Origin of the sequence: Flavobacterium cheonhonense (genome assembly GCF_035671315.1) — a bacterium.
Classification (GTDB): Bacteria; Bacteroidota; Bacteroidia; order Flavobacteriales; family Flavobacteriaceae; genus Flavobacterium; species Flavobacterium cheonhonense.
In genome coordinates this window covers 527,940-549,167 of sequence record NZ_JAXAVY010000001.1, presented here as the reverse complement: position 1 = coordinate 549,167, position 21,228 = coordinate 527,940, and the positions used below count along the sequence as shown (strand labels likewise).

The window sequence follows — 21,228 nt, the reverse complement described above, 5'->3', positions numbered from 1 at the left end:
GGAATTTGTACAAAAATAGCATATAGCTGCAACTAACCGTTAATTGCTAGTCTTTTTTTGAAAAATTATTCTCGCTTAGAAAGTAAAAACAAACTACTTTTGTGCCACAACTACAAACAACACACACCATGACTATTTTACTACTCGGTTCCGGAGGAAGGGAACATGCTTTAGCCTATAAATTATTACAAAGTCCGTCTTGTGAAAAGCTATTAGTAGCACCCGGGAATGCCGGTACTGCGGGTATAGCAACAAATGTTGCAGTAAATCCAACGGATTTTGAAGCGATTAAAGCATTAGTCCTTACCGAAAGCATTGATATGGTAGTGGTTGGCCCCGAAGATCCTTTGGTGCATGGGATTTACGATTTCTTTAAAAACGACAATCAAATCAACCACGTTCCGGTAATTGGTCCTTCTAAATTAGGTGCTCAACTCGAAGGCAGTAAAGAATTTGCCAAAGAATTTTTAGTCAAACACCAAATCCCAACTGCAGCGTATGCCAGTTTTACAGCTGAAACCGTAGCGCAAGGTTGTGAATTTTTAACCACTTTACAACCGCCATACGTGCTAAAAGCCGACGGATTAGCGGCCGGTAAAGGTGTTTTAATTTTGCAAGATTTACAAGAAGCCCAAAACGAATTGCGCAATATGTTGGTGAACGCTAAGTTTGGCGCAGCGAGTTCCAAAGTGGTTATCGAGGAGTTTTTGGATGGAATTGAATTGAGTTGTTTCGTGCTAACCGATGGGAAAAATTACAAATTATTGCCAACGGCCAAAGATTACAAGCGAATAGGAGAAGGGGATACCGGATTGAATACAGGTGGAATGGGTGCTGTTTCACCGGTGCCGTTTGCAGATGAAGTGTTGATGGGGAAAATCGAAAGCAGAATCGTAAAACCAACCGTTGCCGGTTTGCAACAAGACGGTATTGAATACAAAGGATTTGTGTTTATCGGTTTGATTATTGTTAAAGGCGAACCCATGGTGATTGAGTATAACGTGAGAATGGGCGATCCGGAAACTGAGGTGGTTATGCCGAGAATCCAGTCGGATTTAGTGGCCTTGTTTCAAGCGGTAGCCGAACAAAAACTCGATGAAGTTACTTTGACTATTGATCCGCGTAGCGCTACTACGATTATGGTTGTTTCAGGCGGATATCCTGAGGAATACGACAAAGGATTTGCCATTTCCGGTATTGAAAACATTTCGGATTCGATAGTATTTCATGCGGGAACGAAATTAGAAAATGGCCAAGTAGTAACCAATGGCGGAAGGGTTTTGGCCGTGACATCTTTTGGAACTACGTACCAAGAAGCCATAAAAAAATCTTACCAAAACATAAACAAGTTACATTTTGATAAGATGTATTTCAGGAAAGATATCGGCTTCGACTTAGCTTAAGAAAGAGTGAGCCGTTGTATCTTGGTTTTCTTCGTTGTTGGCTTGGTGCTTTTTCAACTCTTTACACCAGTACACAATGTATTTGCAGCAAACAATGATTAAAGTCCAGCTTACAATGTTGGCCAACCACCAGTTGCTCAATTCTAATTCGCGTAACCAATCTAAAGGTTTGAATAAAAAGTCTACAAATAAAGTTTGAATAGCTTCGAAAAATGCTTTCATTGTATAAAATGTTATATTTACACCACAAATGTATAAAATATCCTCATGATTACAAGCATTTTTAAAAAATCAAGCATCGTTAATTATGTCTTGGTGTTTCTTTTGCTTTTGGCTTCTTTTTTTGTTTACCAAAACAGCTTGTTAAGTCAATCTGTTACGGCTGGTGGAAATTCGGCTAATATTTTGTTAATCATTCTTTTATTGGTTTGTTTTTTCTTGGTCAATTTTATAGTAAAGAAAAATGGGCTGACCAAAAACAGCAGTTATGCCATTTTCTTTTTCTTATTGTATTTGATGCTTTTTCCATCAGTTTTCAGCCATTCCAACTTGTTGTTTGCCAATTTCTTTCTGCTCTTAGCGATGAGAAGGCTCATTTCGTTGCAAACTTTAAAAGCGCCAAAAGAGAAAATTTTTGATGCTTCGATGTGGATTTTTATCGCCTCACTATTCCATTTTTGGTGTATTCTTTTCGTGCTTTTAGTTTACATTTCGATTATTTTTCATGTGTCGCGTGATTACCGAAATTGGTTGTTGCCGTTTGTGGCTTTTGTGGCTACCGCTGTGGTTTTTTTGGTGGCGGCTTTGTTGATAGATAAATCGTGGATTGACCATATTGTTCTCCAGGCCCAAATGCATTTGGAATGGAATTATTTCACGAACAATTTCCAAAATGCAGCCTTGTCTTTTTACGTAGTGGTCGCCTTGTATTTTTTACTGTCGATGGTATTTACCTTAACCAACAGGCCATTAATTTTACAAGCTTCTTATAAGAAAATGGTATTCGGATTTCTGATTGGCAGTATCGTTTTTATCCTTTCTCCCGAAAAAAATAACGCGATGTTATTGTTTACGTTTTTCCCTTTAGCCGTAATGACGACAAACAATATCGAATACTCCCAAAACAAAATGTATCAGGAAATTGTATTGCTTTTATTAACTGTAGGGAGTTTTACCGCCTTTTTTGCGCAATTATAATTTACTGCCATAAGCCAAATCTCCTGCATCGCCTAATCCGGGAATGATGTAGTTTTTCTCATTCAAGCGATCATCTAAAGCGGCTACCCACAAGTGACAATTGTCCGGCAAGTTTTCTTCTAAATAAGCAATGCCTTCAGGCGCGGCAATGACTACGGCTATGTGGATTTCTTTCGGCTTTTGCTCCAAATGCAATTTATGCAATACGGCTACTATCGATTGTCCGGTGGCCAACATCGGATCAATTAAAATGAGGTTTTTATTTTCAAAAGAAGGCGCCGCTTGGTATTCTACTAAAATTTCAAATTGATCATCGTTGTTGTAATGATGGCGGTAAGCCGATACGAATCCGTTTTCCGCATTGTCAAAGATGTTCATAAAACCGGTATGCAAAGCCAATCCGGCGCGAAGAATGGAACATAAAACCACATGATCCGCAATAGTGGTAGTGTGTTTTATACCTAGTGGTGTTTGAACATCAATGTCTTTATATTCAAGTGTTTTACTCAACTCATACGCCATGATTTCACCGATGCGCTCAATATTTTTTCGAAAACGCATGCTGTCTTTTTGGATGGTAACATCACGAATTTGGGCCAAAAAATGGTTGAGAATACTGTTTTGCTCAGAAATGTAATGAATGTGCATGGACGACTTAAATTTTGTTGAGGTAAAAGTATAAAAAACTATCTTTGCACCCGAGACCTTTTGGTTGATTACTAAGAAATAAAATAAAAACTGCGTTATGTTTTCACAATTTGCCTTCCCGATTTTTGAACAATGTATCAAAGATTATCACATTATTGACGATGTTTACCAACCTACTTTAAACCCATACGCCAAAGGAACTATAGAGTATTTGTTGTATGCAAAAAATTGGGTTGACACCGTACAATGGCATTACGAAGACATCATCCGTGACCCGAATATTGATCCGGTAGCCGCCTTGGATTTAAAGCGAAAAATTGACGCTTCCAACCAAGTGCGTACGGATATGGTGGAATACATCGACAGCTATTTTTTACAGAAATACAAGGAAGTTCAAGTTAAACCTGAGGCCAAAATCAATACCGAAAGTCCGGCTTGGGCCATCGATCGTTTGTCGATTTTAGCGTTGAAAATTTACCACATGAGCGAAGAAGCCAATCGTGCTGAAGCTACCGAGGAACACAGAGCCAAATGTCAGGAAAAACTAAACGTATTGTTGGATCAAAAAAGCGATATGTTTGTATCTATCAACGATTTGTTGACCGATATTGAAAACGGCGACAAATACATGAAAGTGTACAAACAAATGAAAATGTACAACGACGAAGAATTAAATCCGGTATTGTACCAAAACAAAAAATAACCGACAAACTTTTGTCAACACCAATTACACATATAGCCGTCATCCGATTATCTGCCATGGGCGATGTTGCGATGACGGTTCCTGTTATACGCGCATTGGTTCAGCAAAATCAGCACGTTAAAGTCACCGTGGTTTCCCGACCGTTTTTCCAACCTTTTTTTGAAGGCATTCCGAATGTTACCTTTTTTGCAGTGGATCTTAACGGCAGACACAAAGGTACTATGGGCTTGTTCAAACTGTACGCCGATTTAAAAAAGCGCAACATCAACGCGGTAGCTGATTTACACAATGTTTTACGCTCTATTGTCATCCGAAATCTTTTCGCTTTAAGTGGCAAAAAAGTGGCTTACTCCGACAAAGGCCGTGCAGAAAAAAAAGCCTTAACTCGAGCGCAAAATAAAATCTTTCAACCGGTAAAATCGATGGTAGAACGCCATGTGGAAACCTTTAAAAACCTTGGATTCGATATCGATTTAACACAGCCGAATTTCCCCGAGAAAGTGAAGCCTTCGGAAGAAGTTTTCAAAGTTTGCGGAGAAAAAGGGAATACGAATTGGATTGGGATTGCTCCTTTCGCCCAATATGAAAGCAAAGTTTATCCGCTCGATTTGATGCAGGAAGTCATCCATAAATTGGCCGAAAACAACAGCAACAAAATTTTCCTTTTTGGCGGAGGTAAAAAAGAAACCGAACAGCTGCATGCGCTATCGGCTAATGTAGACAATGTAATAGTGGTGGCCGGAAAGCTCAAATTACAACAAGAACTTCAGTTGATTTCTAATTTGGATGTCATGTTGTCTATGGATTCCGGAAATTCGCATATTGCCGCCATGTTAGGTGTTAAAGTAGTAACGCTTTGGGGCGCGACACATCCGTATGCCGGATTCAAACCTTTCAACCAACCTTTAGAAAATTGCTTGACTGCCGATCGAGAAAAATACCCGCTTTTGCCTACTTCTGTTTACGGGAACAAAATGGTTCCAGGCTATGAAGACGCTATGAGAACCATACCGGTTGATGCTGTGGTAGCAAAAATAAATTCCAATCTTGCCTAAACAAAATTGGAATTTTAAAACAGTATTTTATTTTTTTAAAGACTATACGTCGTCAAAATTCACATAAATTTCTGTCGTAGTCGGATGCGCTTGGCAAGTTAAAACCAATCCTTCGGCGACTTCACTATCGGTTAAAATCGAATTCTTTTTCATCACTGCTGCGCCATTTGTAATGCGCGCCAAACAAGAACTACAAATGCCACCCTGACAAGAGTAAGGCGCATCGATGCCTTGTTTTAAAGCGGCTTCTAATAGGGTTTGCTTTTGCGACATTTCGAAAGAGGTTTCTTCATCATCTACCAAAACAGTGATTTTAGTATGGCCTTCTTGAGAAGTTGCCGCCGAATTATCCGCTGCTGATGACGTAGAAAACAATTCAAACTTGATGTTTTTCTCGGCCACATTGTGCTCTTTCAAAACCCCAGAAACCAAGTTAATCATTTCTTCCGGACCGCATAAGTAAAACTTATCGAACGTTTTTTCTTTGTGTTTGTTGTGTAGTACGAAGTTAACGGTTGATTTATCTATACGACCAAAAAGTTCGTTGTCTACTTTAGTCTGACTGTACACAAAATGCACAAAAAATCGGCCTACATACTGTAATTGCAGGGCATGTAATTCATCGTGAAAGATGGTTTCTGCCGGAGTTTTATTGCCGAAAACCAAAACAAATGTACTGTTGGGTTCGTTTTCTAAAACCGATTTCAAGATAGACATTATTGGGGTAATGCCACTACCGGCTGCAAAAGCTGCATAGTTTTTTTGATTAGAATTATTCGGCTCAAACGTGAATCTTCCTTCGGGTTGACTCACTTCCAAAAGATCGCCGGCTTTCAAATGGTCGTTGGCAAATTTCGAAAAGTGACCGTTTTTAACCGATTTGATAGCAATACGCAATTCTCCACTGTTGGGTGATGAACAAACCGAATAAGCGCGACGTACTTCTTCACCGTCTAAAGTTAATTTGAGATTTACATATTGCCCGGCGGTAAATTGGTAAGCCGATTGTAATTCGGCCGGAATGGTAAAAGCCACTGAAATGGCACTTGGCGTTTCGCGTTTTACTTCTTTAATGTGTAATTTATAGAAAGTGGACATGGAGTAGTATTTTTGACAAAGGTAGCGAACGAAACACTTTTGAGAAAAAAATAATTTATACCTAAGATTTTTATGTATGTAAAAAACTTATGTATATTTGTTCGTCTAAATGCTGTAGCATGAAAAATTCACAATTGTACAAAGGCAGTCTGACTACTATAGTTATGAAGCTTTTGGAAGAAAACGGCCGAATGTACGGCTACGAAATCACCCAAAAAGTAAAAGAAATCACCCAAGGCGAATTAAAAATCACCGAAGGCGCGCTTTATCCTGCTTTGCACAAGTTGGAAGCTGATGGTGTGCTTGAAGTTGAAGTTGAAAACGTAGACAATCGCTTGCGCAAATACTATAAACTTACTGAAAAAGGCACGGCGGAAACCTTTAATCGTTTGGCCGAGTTGGAAGATTTTATCAGAAATATGCAAGCTTTGGTACAACCTAAAATTACCAATTAACCACATGACGTTGAGTAAGGAAAACATAGCTGTAATCGATAAAATACTCCTTAAAAAGTACGGGCTGATTTATCGAGACATCCGTTTGGAAATTTTAGATCATTTAGCCTCTGAACTTGAAATTTCGGAAGGCACTTTTGACGAGAAGATTTCCGAGTTTATGGAATCTAACAAAGAGTTTATCCAAAAGACCAACCAATTGTTAACCCAACAGTATTCTAAAAACGGGCTACAACAAGTGGCCAAAACCGTTTTTTCTTTGCCATTCGTTTTGCTTTATGCAATAGCCTCATTGGCCTTTTATTATTTGATTGCTGTTCATGGGAAAGATTGGTTTTTAACCTATTTCGATATTTTACCCATTGTAATTCCGGCACCATTATCGTTGATTGAATTGTATTCTTTATTTACTTCGAAAAGAAGATTGTACACTTTTTCATTGGTAGGAAGCTTCAATATGATTTTTATGATATACCTGTTTTTGGTTATCCATTTGGTTCGAAAAGCAGATAACATTTATGCCGTTGCCGTTTTTTCATTCTTCTTCGCCTTATCGCTCATGTATTATTACTCTTATTGGGTGGCAAAACAACACACTAAAAAGTTAATTTGATTGATGAATCCTAAAAAACTCACCGCCGAACAAATCGAAAAGCTTTATGCTTTTACGCGCCAACATTATGTAGAATACTACGATTTACAAACCGAGTTGGTCGACCATTTGGCTAATGCCATAGAAGCACAATGGGAGCAAAATTCGAAACGCTCTTTTGAGGAAGCGCTTCAAATTGAATTTAAAAAATTTGGTGTTTTCGGTTTTATGGAGGTCGTTGAAAAACGCCAAGCGGCGCTGCAAAAAAAGTACCATAAATTGGTTTGGAATGAACTCAAAAACTTTTTCCGTTGGCCCAAAATTATAGGAACCTTAGCGACTATCGGTATTGTTTTTTACGCCTTAAAGTTATTCCAACAAGATGTTGTAATAGTCCAAATGGCTTTTGTGGTTTTGGTCGTTTCCTTTTTTGTCGGGATTTTTTGGTTGTCCAGAAAAAACAAAAAGAATCGCCAAAAAACCGGAAAGAAATGGTTGCTCAAAGAGATTATTTTCGGCTACGGTTCTATCACAGGATTGATGAATTTACCAATTCAAGTCGCCCTTAATGTCAAAGGCGAAAACTACAGCGATTGGGCTTTACTTTTTTTTAGCTTTTTTATAATTTTCATGGCTTTAGGCGAATATGTCGTCTTGGTTTTAATTCCTTCAAAGGCCGAAACTTTCCTAAAAGAGACTTATCCCGAGTACAATTTTGTAAACTAAGTTGTAACTTTTTGCTATCTTTAGAAACTAACACACAAAACCTAAAACCAAGCAACATGTTCAAACATTTTATCAGGCTGGAGTGGAAATCTTTTACCCGCTCGGCTTCTTTTGGAACTAATCTCGCCCTAAAAATTATCATGGGATTAGGAGCATTGTATTTTATGGCTTGCTTTGCTATCCTCGGAACCGCCGTCTTTTTCATTTTAGAAGATGAAGGACTGGAACCGCTCGCAGCCATTAACAAATTCATGATTTATTACATACTATTCGATTTGGTAATTCGATATTTTCTACAGAAAATGCCGGTAACCAATATCAAACCGCTGTTGATATTGCCCATCAACCGAAGCACTATTGTGCATTACACGCTTGGCAAAACGACTATTTCTTTTTTCAACATACTCCATGCCTTTTTCTTTGTGCCTTTCACGGTTGTATTATTGTACAAAGGTTACGGTTACCAAGCCATTTTGTGGCATTTGGCCATGATGGCGTTGATTTACACCAATAATTTCCTGAACATTTTGGTCAACAGTAAAAACACGGTTTTCTATATCGCTCTGGCACTTTTGGCCGCTTTAGGCGCTTCTCAGTATTACAATGTTTTCGATATAACAACATACAGTAAGGTGTTTTTCCAAAACATGTATGACACCAATTATTGGTTTTTGATTGCAGTACTTTTAGTTGTTGGTACTTATTACAGCGCTTACAATTATTTTAAAAATCGACTCAATTTAGACGATGGCTTAGCCAAGAAAAGTGAGGTTGCCCAAACCGAAAATTTCACTTGGTTGGATCAGTTTGGTACTTTAGGAACATTCCTTAAAAATGACATTCGATTGCTCAAACGCAACAAACGCTCGAGAACTACTTTAATCATGAGCTTTATTTTTATTTTTTATGGGTTGCTCTTTTTTACCCAATCGATTGAAGCGTATGATAATCCTTGGATGAAGGTTTTTGCCGGGATATTTGTTTCGGGTGGATTTTTATTCACTTTCGGACAGTTTGTGCCGAGTTGGGACAGTGCTTACTACCAACTCATGATGAGTCAAAACATTCAATACCGCGAGTACATCAGTTCTAAATGGTGGTTGATGGTTATTGGCACCGTAATTTCAACCTTGATTGCCTCATTCTATTTGTATTTCGGTTTGCACACTTATTTGATTATTGTGGCCGGTGCCATTTTCAACATCGGGGTGAATTCGCATTTGGTGATGTTGGGCGGCGCTTTTGTAAAAACACCTATCGATTTAACGACTTCCAAACAAGCTTTTGGCGATAAGCAAGCGTTTAACATGAAAACCATGTTAATTTCCTTGCCTAAAATGTTGGTGCCTATGGGATTGTACACTGTTGGGTACTATTTGATTTCGCCTAACGCAGGTTTGGTTTTAGTGGCTGCGGCCGGCGTTTTAGGTTTTGCCTTCCGCAACTATGTATTCGATAAAATTGAAAAGATTTACAAATCGGAGAAGTACGCTACCATTGCGGCTTACAAACAAAAAAATTAATTCATCACTACTAAAAAAAAGAAACATGATACAAGTTACTAATCTTTCAAAAACATATACTAACGGTGTTCGCGTTTTAAACATTGAACATCTAGAAATTCCCAAAGGACAAAGCTTTGGTTTAGTGGGCAACAACGGAGCCGGAAAAACTACTTTTTTCAGTTTGTTACTCGATTTAATTCAGCCTAGTTCCGGGCATATTCTTAACAACACTATTCAGGTAAATACCAGTGAAGCTTGGAAGCCTTTCACCGCTGCTTTTATAGACGAAAGTTTTTTGATTGGCTATTTAACGGCTGAAGAATATTTTTATTTCATAGGAGATTTGCGCGGTCAAAACAAAGCCGATGTGGATGCGTTGTTGGCCAAACACGAAGAGTTCTTTAACGGTGAAATCCTGAACAGTAAAAAATACCTTCGAGATTTGTCTAAAGGAAACATGAAAAAAGTCGGTATTATAGCGGCTTTAATTGGTGATCCGGAAGTAGTAATTTTGGACGAACCTTTTGCTAATTTAGATCCGACGACCGTTAATCGCTTGAAAAAAATCATCAAAGAATTGGCCGATGATCCTAACAGAACCGTTTTGGTTTCGAGTCACGATTTAGTCCACACCGTTGAGGTTTGCAACCGAATTGTAGCCTTGCATTTGGGTGAAGTGGTGAAAGACATTCAAACCTCGCCGGAAACCTTGAAAGAATTGGAAGCGTTTTTTGCGGTGTAATTTTTTTGCCATATCAAAAAGAAACGTATTTTTACCAGTTAGTTATACAATTTATAACAATTTGACGTTATACTAAAAATACGTTTCGCTTTGAAAACCAATACACTTAAATATTTTCTCTATACCGGATTGTTTATTTTTTTAATAGCTTGTTCTACTAAAAAAAACACTTTCCTTTCCCGCAATTCTCATGCTTTAAGTACCGAGTACAACATATTGTACAATGGGCAAATGGCTTTGGATAAAGGGATTGAAGATGTTAAGTTGCAAAACAAAGACAACTTTTGGGAGTTGCTTCCTATTGAAAGAATGCAAGTCAATGAAGCCGCCATGTTGCCCGGCGATACCCGAAATGCCAATTTTCAAAGAGCCGAAGAAAAAGCCACTAAAGCCATTCAAAAACACTCTATGTACATCCAAGGGTCGGAAAAAAACCCGCAAATGGATGAAGCACATTTGTTGTTAGGCAAATCGAGATACTACGAACAACGCTTCGTTCCCGCTTTGGAAGCCTTCAACTACGTATTGTACAAATATCCAAAGAGCGATAAAATTTACGAGGTAAAAATTTGGCGTGAAAAAACCAATATGCGTCTGGAAAACGATGCCATTGCCGTTAACAACCTAACCAAATTACTGAAAGAAATCAAGTTCAAGGACCAAATTTTTGCTGATGCCAATGCTGCTTTGGCGCAAGCCTTTCTGAACTTGGAGCAAAAAGACAGCGCTGTAGCCAAAATTAAATTGGCCACTGAATTCACCAAATCCAACGAAGAAAAAGCGCGTTATCGTTTTATACTCGGACAGCTGTACGAAAGCTTAGGGTACAAAGACAGTGCTTTTGCCAAATACCAAGAAGTAATCGATATGAATCGCAAAGCGGCTCGTCAATATGTGATTCAGGCGCATGCCAAACAAGCCGGTCAGTTTGATTATGCCCAAGGTGATACGATTGCCTTTTTGAAAAAATTCAACGATTTAATCGAAGATCGTGAAAACCGACCGTATTTGGATGTTTTGCACCACCAAGTAGCTTTGTTCTTCGACAAAAACAAAAACATTGCCCAGGCGAAAAAGCACTACAATATTTCCCTTAAGAAGAAATCTCAAGACACTTATTTAACGGCTTCAAACTACAGAAATTTAGCCGATATTTATTTCAATCGCGCTAAATATGTAACTGCCGGAAAGTATTTCGACAGTACCTTAGTTAACTTGAAGCCCAGAACCCGCGAATTCAATTTGATTAAAAAGAAGCGCGAAAACTTAGAAGATGTTATCAAATATGAAGGCATTGCACAGCGAAACGACAGCATTATTTCGTTGTACAAAATGTCTAACGAAGACAAAGTAGCCTATTTTGAAAAGCATATCGAGAAAATTAAAAAAGAAGAAGCTGCTGCTTTAAAATTAGCCGAGAAAGAAGCGCAAATCAAGGAAAATCAGGAACGAAATTCCGGCAATTCAGTCCAAGACAACAGCAAAAAAGCCACTGCAACCGAAAACACGAAATCCAATTCCAATGGCAATCAGGGTTCGTTCTATTTTTACAATCCAACTACTGTGGCCTTTGGTCAAAAAGAGTTTCAGAAAAAATGGGGCAAGGTTACACTGCAGGACAATTGGAGAAACTCGGCGGCTAACGGTAGTTTAAAAGGCAAAGATAACGATACTAAAGAAGAACAACTTGCTGAAGAAACCAAAGATGTCGCCAAAGCAGAAGAACGATTTACGCCTGAATTTTACATCCAACAATTGCCTACGAATCCTACCGTAATTGATAGCTTGAGTAAGGAAAGAAATTTTGCTTACTATCAGTTGGGTATCATCTACAAAGAAAAATTCAAAGAATACCAAAGAGCCGCCGATAAACTAGAGCAACTGCTTAAAAACAATCCGGAAGAGCGCTTGGTTTTGCCGTCGATGTATCACTTGTATAAAGTGTATGAGATAATCGACAAAGACAAGGCTGCAGCCATGAAATCGCAAATCATTTCGATGTATCCGAATTCAAGATATGCACAAATTTTGGCCAATCCGAACAGTCAAATGGCTGAGTCAGGAGATTCGCCTAAATCTGTTTACGAAAACTTGTACGAAAGCTATCAAAATCACGAATATAAAACAGTATTGGCAGAGATTAACGGTGCTATTGATCGCTTTACCGGCGACGAGATTGTGCCGAAGTTGGAACTGTTAAAGGCCAACTTAATCGGCAAGTTATCCGGGTTAGAAGAATACGGCAAAGCCCTAAATTTTGTAGCGCTCAATTATCCGAACAGCGAAGAAGGCAAAAGAGCTGAACGTATGATTGCTGTCGATTTGCCAAAACTGCAAGCTTTACAACTTTCGAGTTTAGACTCTAAGAACTGGAAAATTTTATATGCGACTAAAGATTTCGAAGACCAGCCGACGAAAGTATTGCGTGAAAAAATTGCGAAATTCATCAAAGAAAGAGGCTTGGAAAAATTGTCTGTTTCGTTGGATATTTATACGATGACGGATAATTTTGTAGTGATTCACGGGTTGAATTCTAAAGATTTAGCCGACGGAATTACTGCCATTTTGAAAGACTATAAAGAGTACAAGGTGCAAGAAAAGGCAATAGTTATTTCGGCTGAAAACTATACCATAGTTCAAATCAAGAAAAATATAGACGAGTTTTTGGCAGGGAATTTAACCGCTACGCCAACCCAACCTAATTGGGACGGAACATTTGAAAAACCGATAGTACAACAAGAACAAAAACCGGCTCAAAGTCAGGAACAGTCTAAAAAAGAAGTACAAAATAAGCAACAGAATAACCAACCGGTTAAACCTTCTTCTGGGATGGAAGGCCAAGACAGCGAGTTCGGTTTACCGCCGTCACCGCAAATGGGAACTCCGGGTAAAAAAGGATAGTCATGTTTGAAAAAAGTCCGAAATCATACACCGATTTATTGGGTAAAACCAATCGAATTGTAGAAGGAACCACTATTACCGGCGACATCAATTCTCCGGCAGACTTTCGTTTAGACGGTCATTTGATTGGCAATTTTCAATCCAAAGGGAAAATCGTAATTGGACCTGCCGGAAGCGTTAAAGGCGACATCATTTGTAAAAATGCCGATATTGAAGGCCGATTTGAAGGCAAAATCCAAGTGCAGGAAATCCTCAATGTAAAATCGAGATCGCACATCATCGGAGAGGTAGTTTGCGGTAAACTCTCGGTTGAACCAGGAGCCGAGTTCAGTGCTTCTTGTGTGATGAAACCGCATGTAAAAAACCTTGCGCCTAATGGACCAACCAAAGAAGAACAAAGCGCCTAACAAGTGGTTAGCCCTGGTGAACATTCCGATTCAAATGGGTGTTATCGTTTTCTTGTTTGCTAAGTTCGGAGATTGGCTCGATAAAAAGTATACTAATCCTCAACATCTTTATGTTAAGTTGCTAACTCTGCTTGGTGTAGCCATTGCTTTTTATAATCTCAACCGACAACTCAAAGAAATCAATAAATCCGACCAATAACATGAATTTACAAAAATTCAAATCCATTTTTACCTTATTAGTTCTGGGAACAATCGGGTATTTGATTCATAAAACTGCTTTTTATTTTTGGGTTCCGAAATTGTATCAAGACCAATTCGTGTATACTTTGGAGTTGTTGTATTTGTTCTTTTTCTTCTTTTCTGCGTTCTTAATTTTAGTTTTAGATTTGGTCAAACAAAAGAGTATCAACTCAGTTGGTTATACCTTTTTATTACTAACTACACTTAAAATGGGTATTGCCTATATTTTCCTCAAACCGATACTGGCTGCCAACTTGGAAAAAACGCCAATCGAAAAAATGAGTTTTTTTATCATTTTTATTTACTTTTTGGCAATGGAGACCTATGTAACTATCAGAATTTTAAATAATAAACAATAAATCTGCTTTTAATTGTCATTTCTGTCAAAAAAAATAAAACAGATACTTTTTAATATTAATTAATATTGTACTTTTGCACCAAATTTGAGAAATAAAATCTTAGCTAATTATCAGATATGGTGTTTTCAAAAAAACCACTCCAATTTATAATCGCTGCTTTAGTAGCTTTCTTTCCATTAATTAGTATTGCAAATCCAACCGGAGATTCTACTCACGTAGCCGTTGAAGCAACTCACGAAGTTGCCTCAAAATCTCATGAAGCACACGGAGAAACTGCTAACTTATCAGAAGAACAAAAAGCCGATTTAGAAAGAAAAGCCTACATCAAGCACCACTTGATGGATTCTCACGATTTTACCCTTTTTACTTATGGAGGGGAAGAGCATCCTACGCATGTTGGATTTCCACTACCTGTAATTTTATGGGATGGCGGATTACACGTTTTCTCTTCTTCTAAATTTGAGCATGGAGAAGCAGTAGCCGAGTCTAATGGAAACTACTATAAAATCAACCACCATGATGGTTTGGTTTACAAAACAGACGCTGATGGGAACTTCACCGAAGACGCAAAAGGACATGTAACCAATGCTAAGCCTATCGATTTTTCAATCACTAAAAACATCTTTATGATTTTAGTTGTTGGTTTGATCTTGTTCATGGTGTTTGCCGGTTTAGGAAAGTCATACAAGAAAAACGGTTCTATTGCCAAAGGTGCCGGAAGATTCTTCGAGCCAATCATCCTTTACATCAGAGACGATATTGCTATTCCTAATATTGGGGAGAAGCACTATAAAAAATACATGAGCTTTTTATTAACCATCTTCTTCTTTATTTGGTTCTTAAATATGTTCGGATTGACTCCACTAGGGGTAAACATCACCGGTAACCTTGCTATTACAGCTTCATTGGCTTTAATTACTTATTTGATTACCACGTTTACTGCTAAGAAAGATTATTGGGGACACATTTTTTGGATGCCGGGTGTTCCGGTTCCGATGAAGTTTATTTTGGCGCCTATCGAATTGTTAGGAACCATCATCAAACCGTTCTCATTGATGATTCGTTTGTATGCTAATATGGTAGCGGGACACATTGTATTGATGAGTTTGATTGCTTTGATGTATACTTTCAACAGTCCAATCGGAAGTCCGTTGTCGTTCTTCTTGGCTTTTGTACTATCTTTATTGGAAATCTTAGTTGCCTTATTACAGGCTTATATCTTCACCATGTTGGCAGCACTTTATTTCGGGGCCGCTGTTGAGGAGCATCACCATGATGAGCACCATGAAGCTGCTCATCATTAATAAATTGAATGTTTAATTAAATATATATACATTATGGAAATTCCTAAAATCATTGGAGCAGGATTAGTAGTAATCGGAGCTGGTATCGGTATCGGAAAAATCGGTGGTTCAGCTATGGACGCTATTGCACGTCAACCGGAAGCTACTGGTAAAATCCAAACAGCGATGTTGATTGCTGCGGCTCTTATCGAAGGTATCGGTTTCGCTGCATTATTCGCAGTAAACTAAAAAAACAAACAAAAGCTGCAACGGTTGGTTGTAGCTTTTGTTAACTATTAAACATCATTTAAACTAAAGACATATTATAATGGAAGAATTATTTGGACAGTTTTCAATAGGTTTGTTTATCATGCAAACAATATTGTTCGTTGGGCTAATTTTCCTTTTGAAAAAATTTGCTTGGAAACCTATTTTAGATGCGGTTAACGAAAGAGAAGAAGGAATCAAAAACGCTTTGCTTTCTGCAGAAAATGCAAAGAAAGAAATGCAAAACTTAAAATCAGACAATGAGAAATTATTGGCTGAAGCAAGATTAGAGCGTGATGCGATGATAAAAGAAGCTCGTGAAATCAAAGAAAAAATGGTTAACGATGCTAAGACAGAAGCTCAAGTAGCCGGTCAAAAAATGATTGAGCAAGCTAAGGCTTCTATTGAAAGTGAGAAAAATGCCGCTATGGCCGAATTGAAAGCGCAAGTTTCTACTTTATCATTAGACATCGCCGAGAAATTATTGAAAGATGAATTGTCTAACAAAGAAGCTCAAACCAAATTGGTTGAGAAAATGTTAGGCGACGTAAAATTAAATTAATCGGTATGTCAAGAGCAGCGATTAGATACGCAAAAGCAATATTAGAAACAGCGGTTTCCAGTGGAAACGCCACTAAAGTAAACGATGATATGTTGGCTGTAGCAGCTACTGTCAAAGGGAGTACTGAATTGAGCGATTTTTTATCAAGCCCGGTTACTTCTTCAGAAGTGAAAATGAATGCCGTGAAAGAAATTTTCGCTGGAGTGCAACCTGAGACCAATTCGTTGTTTCGATTGTTGCAAGAAAACAAAAGATTTGAAATTTTAGCCGCAATTGCTGCACAATTCAACGCTCAGTTCGATGAAATGAACGGTGTAGAAGTAGCCAATGTAACGACTGCTTTTCCTATTACAGCGGAATTGGAAAAACAAGTGTTAGAGAAAATTGCTACCATTTCAAACAAAAAAATAACGGTTCAAAATACAGTTGACCCAAGCATTATTGGTGGTTTCATTTTGAGAATCGGCGACAAACAATACAATGCATCTGTAGCCAACAGATTGCAAGAGTTAAGAAGAGAATTTTCAAATTAACCACCCATGAAAAAGGTATTTACAATATTGTTCTTTGTTCTCAGTTTTTCTGCTTTCGCTCAAAAAGTAAAGCTGAAAAAAGACAAAGTAATCATCGATGATGTTGAAGTTTACAACTACGAAAGACAGGGAGATACTTATACTTTCTCAACTTTGTCAGCTGTTGAATTTGTAACGGTATTAAGTACAGAATACCAAGTAAGAAATGACGCTTATTACAGAACTCCAAATCCTTCGAAATACGGAATGTCTCCTTTAAAAAAAGAGTTCGTGTTCACAGTAAGATTTTTGAAAAGCGGGCAGGAAATATTCACAGACATGGATCATAAGGATGTAATTAAAGCCATCTATAAATCTAAGTTGGTGGATGAAAACGGAAATATTGACGAAGAAAAACTGACTATTTTTATCAATAAGTACAATAACGAAAATTTAAAATTAAAAATAAACTAATCTTTTAGATTATATATTATGGCAGAAATTAAAGCTGCTGAAATTTCAGCAATATTAAAGAAACAAGTAGAAGGATTTCAATCCGGTGCTACATTAGAAGAAGTAGGAACAGTTCTTCAAGTTGGGGATGGTATCGCTCGTGTTTACGGGTTATCAAACGCACAATACGGTGAGTTAGTTCAATTCGACAACGGATTGGAAGCTATCGTATTGAACTTGGAAGAAGACAATGTTGGGGTAGTACTTTTAGGACCTTCAACCGGTATCAAAGAAGGATCAACCGTAAAAAGAACTCAACGTATTGCGTCTTTAAAAGTGGGTGAGCAAATCGTAGGTCGTGTAGTAAACACCCTTGGTGAGCCAATCGACGGTAAAGGTCCAATCGGAGGAGACTTATACGAAATGCCATTGGAAAGAAAAGCTCCTGGAGTTATCTTCCGTCAGCCGGTAACCGAGCCGTTACAAACTGGTATCAAGTCAATCGACGCCATGATTCCTGTAGGTAGAGGTCAACGTGAGTTGGTAATTGGTGACCGTCAAACAGGTAAGACTACGGTTTGTATCGACACGATCTTGAACCAAAAAGAGTTCTACGATGCTGGTCAACCGGTATTTTGTATCTATGTTGCTGTTGGACAAAAAGCGTCAACAGTTGCAGGTATTGCTAAAACATTAGAAGAAAAAGGCGCTATGGCTTATACAGTAATTGTTGCTGCCAACGCTTCTGACCCTGCACCAATGCAGGTATATGCTCCAATGGCAGGTGCTGCTATCGGAGAGTATTTCCGTGATTCAGGTCGTCCGGCCTTGATTATTTATGATGATTTATCAAAACAAGCGGTAGCTTACCGTGAGGTGTCTTTGTTGTTAAGAAGACCACCGGGACGTGAGGCTTATCCTGGAGACGTATTCTACTTACACTCTCGTTTATTAGAAAGAGCTTGTAAAGTAATTGCCGATGATGATATTGCTAAAAACATGAACGACTTACCAGAATCTTTACGTCCAATCGTAAAAGGTGGCGGTTCATTAACCGCTTTACCAATTATTGAAACACAAGCAGGTGACGTTTCTGCGTATATCCCAACCAACGTAATTTCAATTACCGACGGTCAAATTTTCTTGGAGTCTGACTTGTTCAACTCAGGGGTTCGTCCGGCGATTAACGTAGGTATCTCGGTATCACGTGTTGGAGGTAATGCACAAATTAAATCGATGAAAAAAGTAGCCGGTACTTTGAAATTGGATCAAGCACAATTCCGTGAATTGGAAGCGTTTGCTAAATTCGGTTCAGACCTTGATGCTGCTACTTTAAATGTAATCGAAAAAGGTAGAAGAAACGTTGAAATCTTGAAACAAGCCGTAAACGATCCGTTTACAGTAGAAGATCAGGTGGCTATTATCTACGCTGGTTCTAAAAACTTGTTGAGAAATGTTCCTGTAAACAAAGTAAAAGAATTCGAAAAAGATTATATCGAGTACTTGAACAACAAACACAGAGATACTTTGAATGCTTTAAAAGCCGGTAAGTTAGATGATAATATTACTGACGTTTTAGAAAAAGCAGCTAAAGAAATTTCAGCAAAATATAACTAATAACAATTTGAAGATTTGAGAATTTGAAGATGTAATCCATTTTTAAATTTTCAAATCTGATAATTTTCAAATTAACTATGGCAAACTTAAAGGAAATCCGTAATAGAATTACTTCCGTTCAGTCGACGATGCAAATCACATCAGCGATGAAGATGGTTTCTGCCGCTAAGCTGAAAAAAGCACAAGATGCTATTACAGCGATGCGTCCTTATGCCGAAAAATTAACGGAATTATTACAAAGTGTTAGTGCTACTTTAGATGGTGATGCAGGCGGACAATACACTTCACAACGTGAGGTAAATAAAGTCTTAATCGTAGCCGTTACCTCAAACCGTGGTTTGTGTGGTGCTTTCAATACCAACGTTATCAAGCAAGTAAAAGTTGTTGCTGATGCTTATGCCGGCAAACAAGTAGATGTATTTGCTATTGGTAAAAAAGGAAATGATGTTTTGAGAAAAACACATAATGTTATTGCCAACAGAAGTGATGTATTTGATTCCCTTACCTTTGAAAATGTAGCAGAAGTTGCCAACTTGCTAACCGATAAGTTCGTGGCCGGAGAATACGACAAAATTGAAATTGTTTACAATCAATTTAAAAATGCCGCTACTCAATTGGTAATGACTGAGCAATTTTTACCATTGGCACCAATACAATCCGAGAATACGACTGCGGGCGATTACATTTTCGAACCGTCAAAAGAGGAAATTGTATTAACACTTATTCCTAAGTCATTAAAAACACAGTTGTACAAATCTGTACGCGATTCTTTTGCTGCTGAACATGGTGCTCGTATGACCGCAATGCACAAAGCAACAGACAACGCAACCGATTTAAGAAACCAATTAAAACTAACGTACAACAAAGCGCGTCAAGCGGCAATTACCGGAGAAATTTTGGAAATTGTTGGTGGAGCGGAAGCCTTAAACGGATAGTTTTACACAATATTTCAAGGAAAGGGCGAACATTTGTTCGCTCTTTTTTTTTGGAACAGATTTAATAGTTATTTTTGTTCAACACCATAATAATTCTCGGATTGAGCCTTTATAAAAACCTTTTCAAACAAACCCTAATCTATGGCCTGGCAACAGTGCTGCCCAGAATGATTAGTTTTTTATTGAATCCGCTCTACGTAGACCAATTGCCCAAACAGGAGTTTGCCGATGTTTCCATTGTTTTTGCTTGGTTGGTGTTTTTCAACGTCATACTTTCTTATGGCATGGAAACGGCTTTTTTCCGTTTTTACAATACAGAATCCGATAAGCAACGGGTAATTTCCACAGCAACAGTCTCGCTGTTTTGGTCTTCGCTTCTTTTTTTACTTTTATCGTTAATCTATCGCAATACCTTGTCGGATTGGTCCGGAATTAAAGTAGAATACATCACCTATACACTTTGGATTCTTGCCCTAGACGCTTTAGTCATACTGCCGTTTTCTAAGCTGAGAGCTACACAAAGACCTATCGTTTATGCGGTTATCAAAATAGGTAACGTAATGTTGAATATGTTTCTTAACTTATTCTTTTTGTTACTACTGCCCCGATTGGCTCAAATGGATTCTGAAGGGTTTTTCAATACCATATACTACGAAAACTTTCAAGTGGGATACATTTTCATCTCCAATTTAATAGCCAGTCTGCTGACTTTTGTGGTCTTATCTCCCGATTATCTCAAGATCAGTTGGAAGTTTGATTTCAAGCTATGGAAGCGAATGATGCAATACGGTTTACCCATTTTAATTGCAGGGGTAGCCTTTGCCATCAATGAACATTTCGATAAAATTTTGTTGGATTGGATGAAAGTGTCCAAGTCAGATATCGGTGCTTATTCAGCTTGTTACAAAATAGGCATGTTTATGGTCTTGTTCCGAACAGCCTATACCTTAGGAATTGAACCGTTCTTTTTTAGTCATGCCGCTAACGAAAATGCCCAACAAACGTATGCGACTATTACCAAGTATTTTGTGATTTTTGGGTCGTTTATCAGCTTTTTTGTGATTGCGTTTATCGATTTATTAAAATTGCCGTTGGTGCCGGAAGGCAGTTATTGGGTAGCCATTAAAGTAGTGCCGTTGATTGTTTTGGCAAATTTCTTTTTAGGCATTTACACCAACTTATCGGTATGGTACAAATTAATTGACAAAACCCGAATTGGCGCTTATATTTCCATTGTGGGTGCTCTGGTAACACTCGTGCTCAATTATGTGCTTATCAAACAAGGTTTGAGCTATTACGGTTCTGCCATCGCGACTATCGCTGCTTACGGAACCATGATGGTGATTTCCTATCAAATGGGACAAAAACAATATCCTATTCCTTACGATATTACAACCCTTTTAAAATATTTATCGCTTTCCATAGTGTTTTCAGCCATTTCATTTTATATCCCGTCATTGCGGGAAAACTATGGGGTAAAAATACTTTTGTTGGCCTTATTTTTATATTTTATCTACCGAAACGAAAAGGAAACATTACTCCGAATTGTTAAAAGAAAAACCAAGTAA

Annotated in this window: 24 protein-coding genes; 21 read left to right on the top strand and 3 right to left on the bottom strand. The window is 38.1% G+C overall.

What is annotated here, in order from left to right:
- The first annotated feature begins 128 nt into the window (after positions 1–128).
- Positions 129–1,403, top strand: coding sequence for a phosphoribosylamine--glycine ligase (purD, locus tag SK086_RS02405; protein ID WP_324689458.1), 1,275 nt, complete (start codon positions 129–131; stop codon positions 1,401–1,403).
- On the opposite strand, the gene SK086_RS02400 is transcribed toward purD, so the two are convergent.
- The gene (locus tag SK086_RS02400) at positions 1,395–1,625 is read right to left on the bottom strand and encodes a DUF6341 family protein (RefSeq protein WP_290872865.1); all 231 of its coding nucleotides are present in this window, start codon (positions 1,623–1,625) and stop codon (positions 1,395–1,397) included. The two genes, purD and SK086_RS02400, sit on opposite strands and share 9 nt — an antisense overlap.
- Positions 1,626–1,670: 45 nt before the next feature.
- Here SK086_RS02400 and SK086_RS02395 point away from each other — a divergent pair, with 45 nt between their 5' ends.
- Positions 1,671–2,600: a DUF6427 family protein gene (locus SK086_RS02395; protein ID WP_324689455.1), complete on the top strand. Its 930-nt coding sequence runs from the start codon at positions 1,671–1,673 to the stop codon at positions 2,598–2,600.
- On the opposite strand, the gene upp is transcribed toward SK086_RS02395, so the two are convergent.
- On the bottom strand, positions 2,595–3,248 hold the full coding sequence (gene upp / locus SK086_RS02390; protein WP_324689453.1) for a uracil phosphoribosyltransferase: 654 nt from the start codon (positions 3,246–3,248) through the stop codon (positions 2,595–2,597). The genes SK086_RS02395 and upp overlap by 6 nt on opposite strands.
- 97 nt (positions 3,249–3,345) lie before the next feature.
- Between upp and SK086_RS02385 the strand changes: the two genes are divergently transcribed.
- Positions 3,346–3,951: a DUF4254 domain-containing protein gene (locus SK086_RS02385; RefSeq protein WP_324689451.1), complete on the top strand. Its 606-nt coding sequence runs from the start codon at positions 3,346–3,348 to the stop codon at positions 3,949–3,951.
- Between the two features lie 56 nt (positions 3,952–4,007).
- The gene (locus tag SK086_RS02380; protein WP_324690439.1) at positions 4,008–5,006 is read left to right on the top strand and encodes a glycosyltransferase family 9 protein; all 999 of its coding nucleotides are present in this window, start codon (positions 4,008–4,010) and stop codon (positions 5,004–5,006) included.
- Between the two features lie 42 nt (positions 5,007–5,048).
- Here SK086_RS02380 and SK086_RS02375 read toward each other — a convergent pair whose 3' ends face one another.
- Complete coding sequence (locus SK086_RS02375) at positions 5,049–6,104, bottom strand: ferredoxin--NADP reductase (protein WP_324689449.1); 1,056 nt, start codon at positions 6,102–6,104, stop codon at positions 5,049–5,051.
- A gap of 119 nt (positions 6,105–6,223) precedes the next feature.
- Here SK086_RS02375 and SK086_RS02370 point away from each other — a divergent pair, with 119 nt between their 5' ends.
- The 17 genes from SK086_RS02370 (at position 6,224) to SK086_RS02290 (ending at position 21,228) form a co-directional block, all read left to right on the top strand.
- Positions 6,224–6,559 carry a PadR family transcriptional regulator gene (locus tag SK086_RS02370; RefSeq protein WP_324689447.1) on the top strand — a complete coding sequence of 112 codons (336 nt, stop codon included), beginning with the start codon at positions 6,224–6,226 and terminating at the stop codon, positions 6,557–6,559.
- 4 nt (positions 6,560–6,563) lie between these two features.
- A complete protein-coding gene (locus tag SK086_RS02365; protein ID WP_324689445.1) occupies positions 6,564–7,172 on the top strand; it encodes a hypothetical protein in 609 nt (202 codons plus the stop codon).
- 3 nt (positions 7,173–7,175) lie between these two features.
- Positions 7,176–7,877 carry a hypothetical protein gene (locus SK086_RS02360; RefSeq protein WP_324690438.1) on the top strand — a complete coding sequence of 234 codons (702 nt, stop codon included), beginning with the start codon at positions 7,176–7,178 and terminating at the stop codon, positions 7,875–7,877.
- A 56-nt stretch (positions 7,878–7,933) separates the two neighbouring features.
- Positions 7,934–9,400: a DUF5687 family protein gene (locus SK086_RS02355; RefSeq protein ID WP_324689444.1), complete on the top strand. Its 1,467-nt coding sequence runs from the start codon at positions 7,934–7,936 to the stop codon at positions 9,398–9,400.
- Between the two features lie 25 nt (positions 9,401–9,425).
- Positions 9,426–10,124, top strand: a complete 699-nt coding sequence (locus tag SK086_RS02350) for an ABC transporter ATP-binding protein (RefSeq protein ID WP_324689442.1) — start codon at positions 9,426–9,428, stop codon at positions 10,122–10,124.
- A gap of 90 nt (positions 10,125–10,214) precedes the next feature.
- On the top strand, positions 10,215–13,025 hold the full coding sequence (porW, locus tag SK086_RS02345) for a type IX secretion system periplasmic lipoprotein PorW/SprE (RefSeq protein ID WP_324689441.1): 2,811 nt from the start codon (positions 10,215–10,217) through the stop codon (positions 13,023–13,025).
- A gap of 2 nt (positions 13,026–13,027) precedes the next feature.
- On the top strand, positions 13,028–13,432 hold the full coding sequence (locus SK086_RS02340; RefSeq protein ID WP_324689439.1) for a bactofilin family protein: 405 nt from the start codon (positions 13,028–13,030) through the stop codon (positions 13,430–13,432).
- Positions 13,401–13,631, top strand: a complete 231-nt coding sequence (locus tag SK086_RS02335; protein WP_324689437.1) for an AtpZ/AtpI family protein — start codon at positions 13,401–13,403, stop codon at positions 13,629–13,631. The genes SK086_RS02340 and SK086_RS02335 overlap by 32 nt, the downstream gene beginning before the upstream one ends.
- Position 13,632: 1 nt before the next feature.
- The gene (locus tag SK086_RS02330; protein ID WP_324689435.1) at positions 13,633–14,031 is read left to right on the top strand and encodes a hypothetical protein; all 399 of its coding nucleotides are present in this window, start codon (positions 13,633–13,635) and stop codon (positions 14,029–14,031) included.
- Between the two features lie 116 nt (positions 14,032–14,147).
- On the top strand, positions 14,148–15,335 hold the full coding sequence (atpB, locus tag SK086_RS02325; RefSeq protein ID WP_324689433.1) for a F0F1 ATP synthase subunit A: 1,188 nt from the start codon (positions 14,148–14,150) through the stop codon (positions 15,333–15,335).
- A 33-nt stretch (positions 15,336–15,368) separates the two neighbouring features.
- Entirely contained in the window at positions 15,369–15,563 is a 195-nt protein-coding gene (atpE, locus tag SK086_RS02320) for an ATP synthase F0 subunit C (RefSeq protein WP_283237822.1), read from the top strand.
- 79 nt (positions 15,564–15,642) lie between these two features.
- Positions 15,643–16,143, top strand: coding sequence for a F0F1 ATP synthase subunit B (locus SK086_RS02315; RefSeq protein ID WP_324689430.1), 501 nt, complete (start codon positions 15,643–15,645; stop codon positions 16,141–16,143).
- Complete coding sequence (atpH, locus tag SK086_RS02310) at positions 16,143–16,676, top strand: ATP synthase F1 subunit delta (protein WP_324690437.1); 534 nt, start codon at positions 16,143–16,145, stop codon at positions 16,674–16,676. The genes SK086_RS02315 and atpH overlap by 1 nt, the downstream gene beginning before the upstream one ends.
- A 6-nt stretch (positions 16,677–16,682) precedes the next feature.
- Entirely contained in the window at positions 16,683–17,129 is a 447-nt protein-coding gene (locus tag SK086_RS02305; protein WP_324689428.1) for a hypothetical protein, read from the top strand.
- 18 nt (positions 17,130–17,147) lie between these two features.
- On the top strand, positions 17,148–18,725 hold the full coding sequence (gene atpA / locus SK086_RS02300) for a F0F1 ATP synthase subunit alpha (RefSeq protein WP_324689427.1): 1,578 nt from the start codon (positions 17,148–17,150) through the stop codon (positions 18,723–18,725).
- Between the two features lie 77 nt (positions 18,726–18,802).
- Entirely contained in the window at positions 18,803–19,660 is an 858-nt protein-coding gene (gene atpG, locus SK086_RS02295) for an ATP synthase F1 subunit gamma (protein ID WP_290876131.1), read from the top strand.
- A 101-nt stretch (positions 19,661–19,761) separates the two neighbouring features.
- Positions 19,762–21,228: a lipopolysaccharide biosynthesis protein gene (locus tag SK086_RS02290; protein ID WP_324690436.1), complete on the top strand. Its 1,467-nt coding sequence runs from the start codon at positions 19,762–19,764 to the stop codon at positions 21,226–21,228.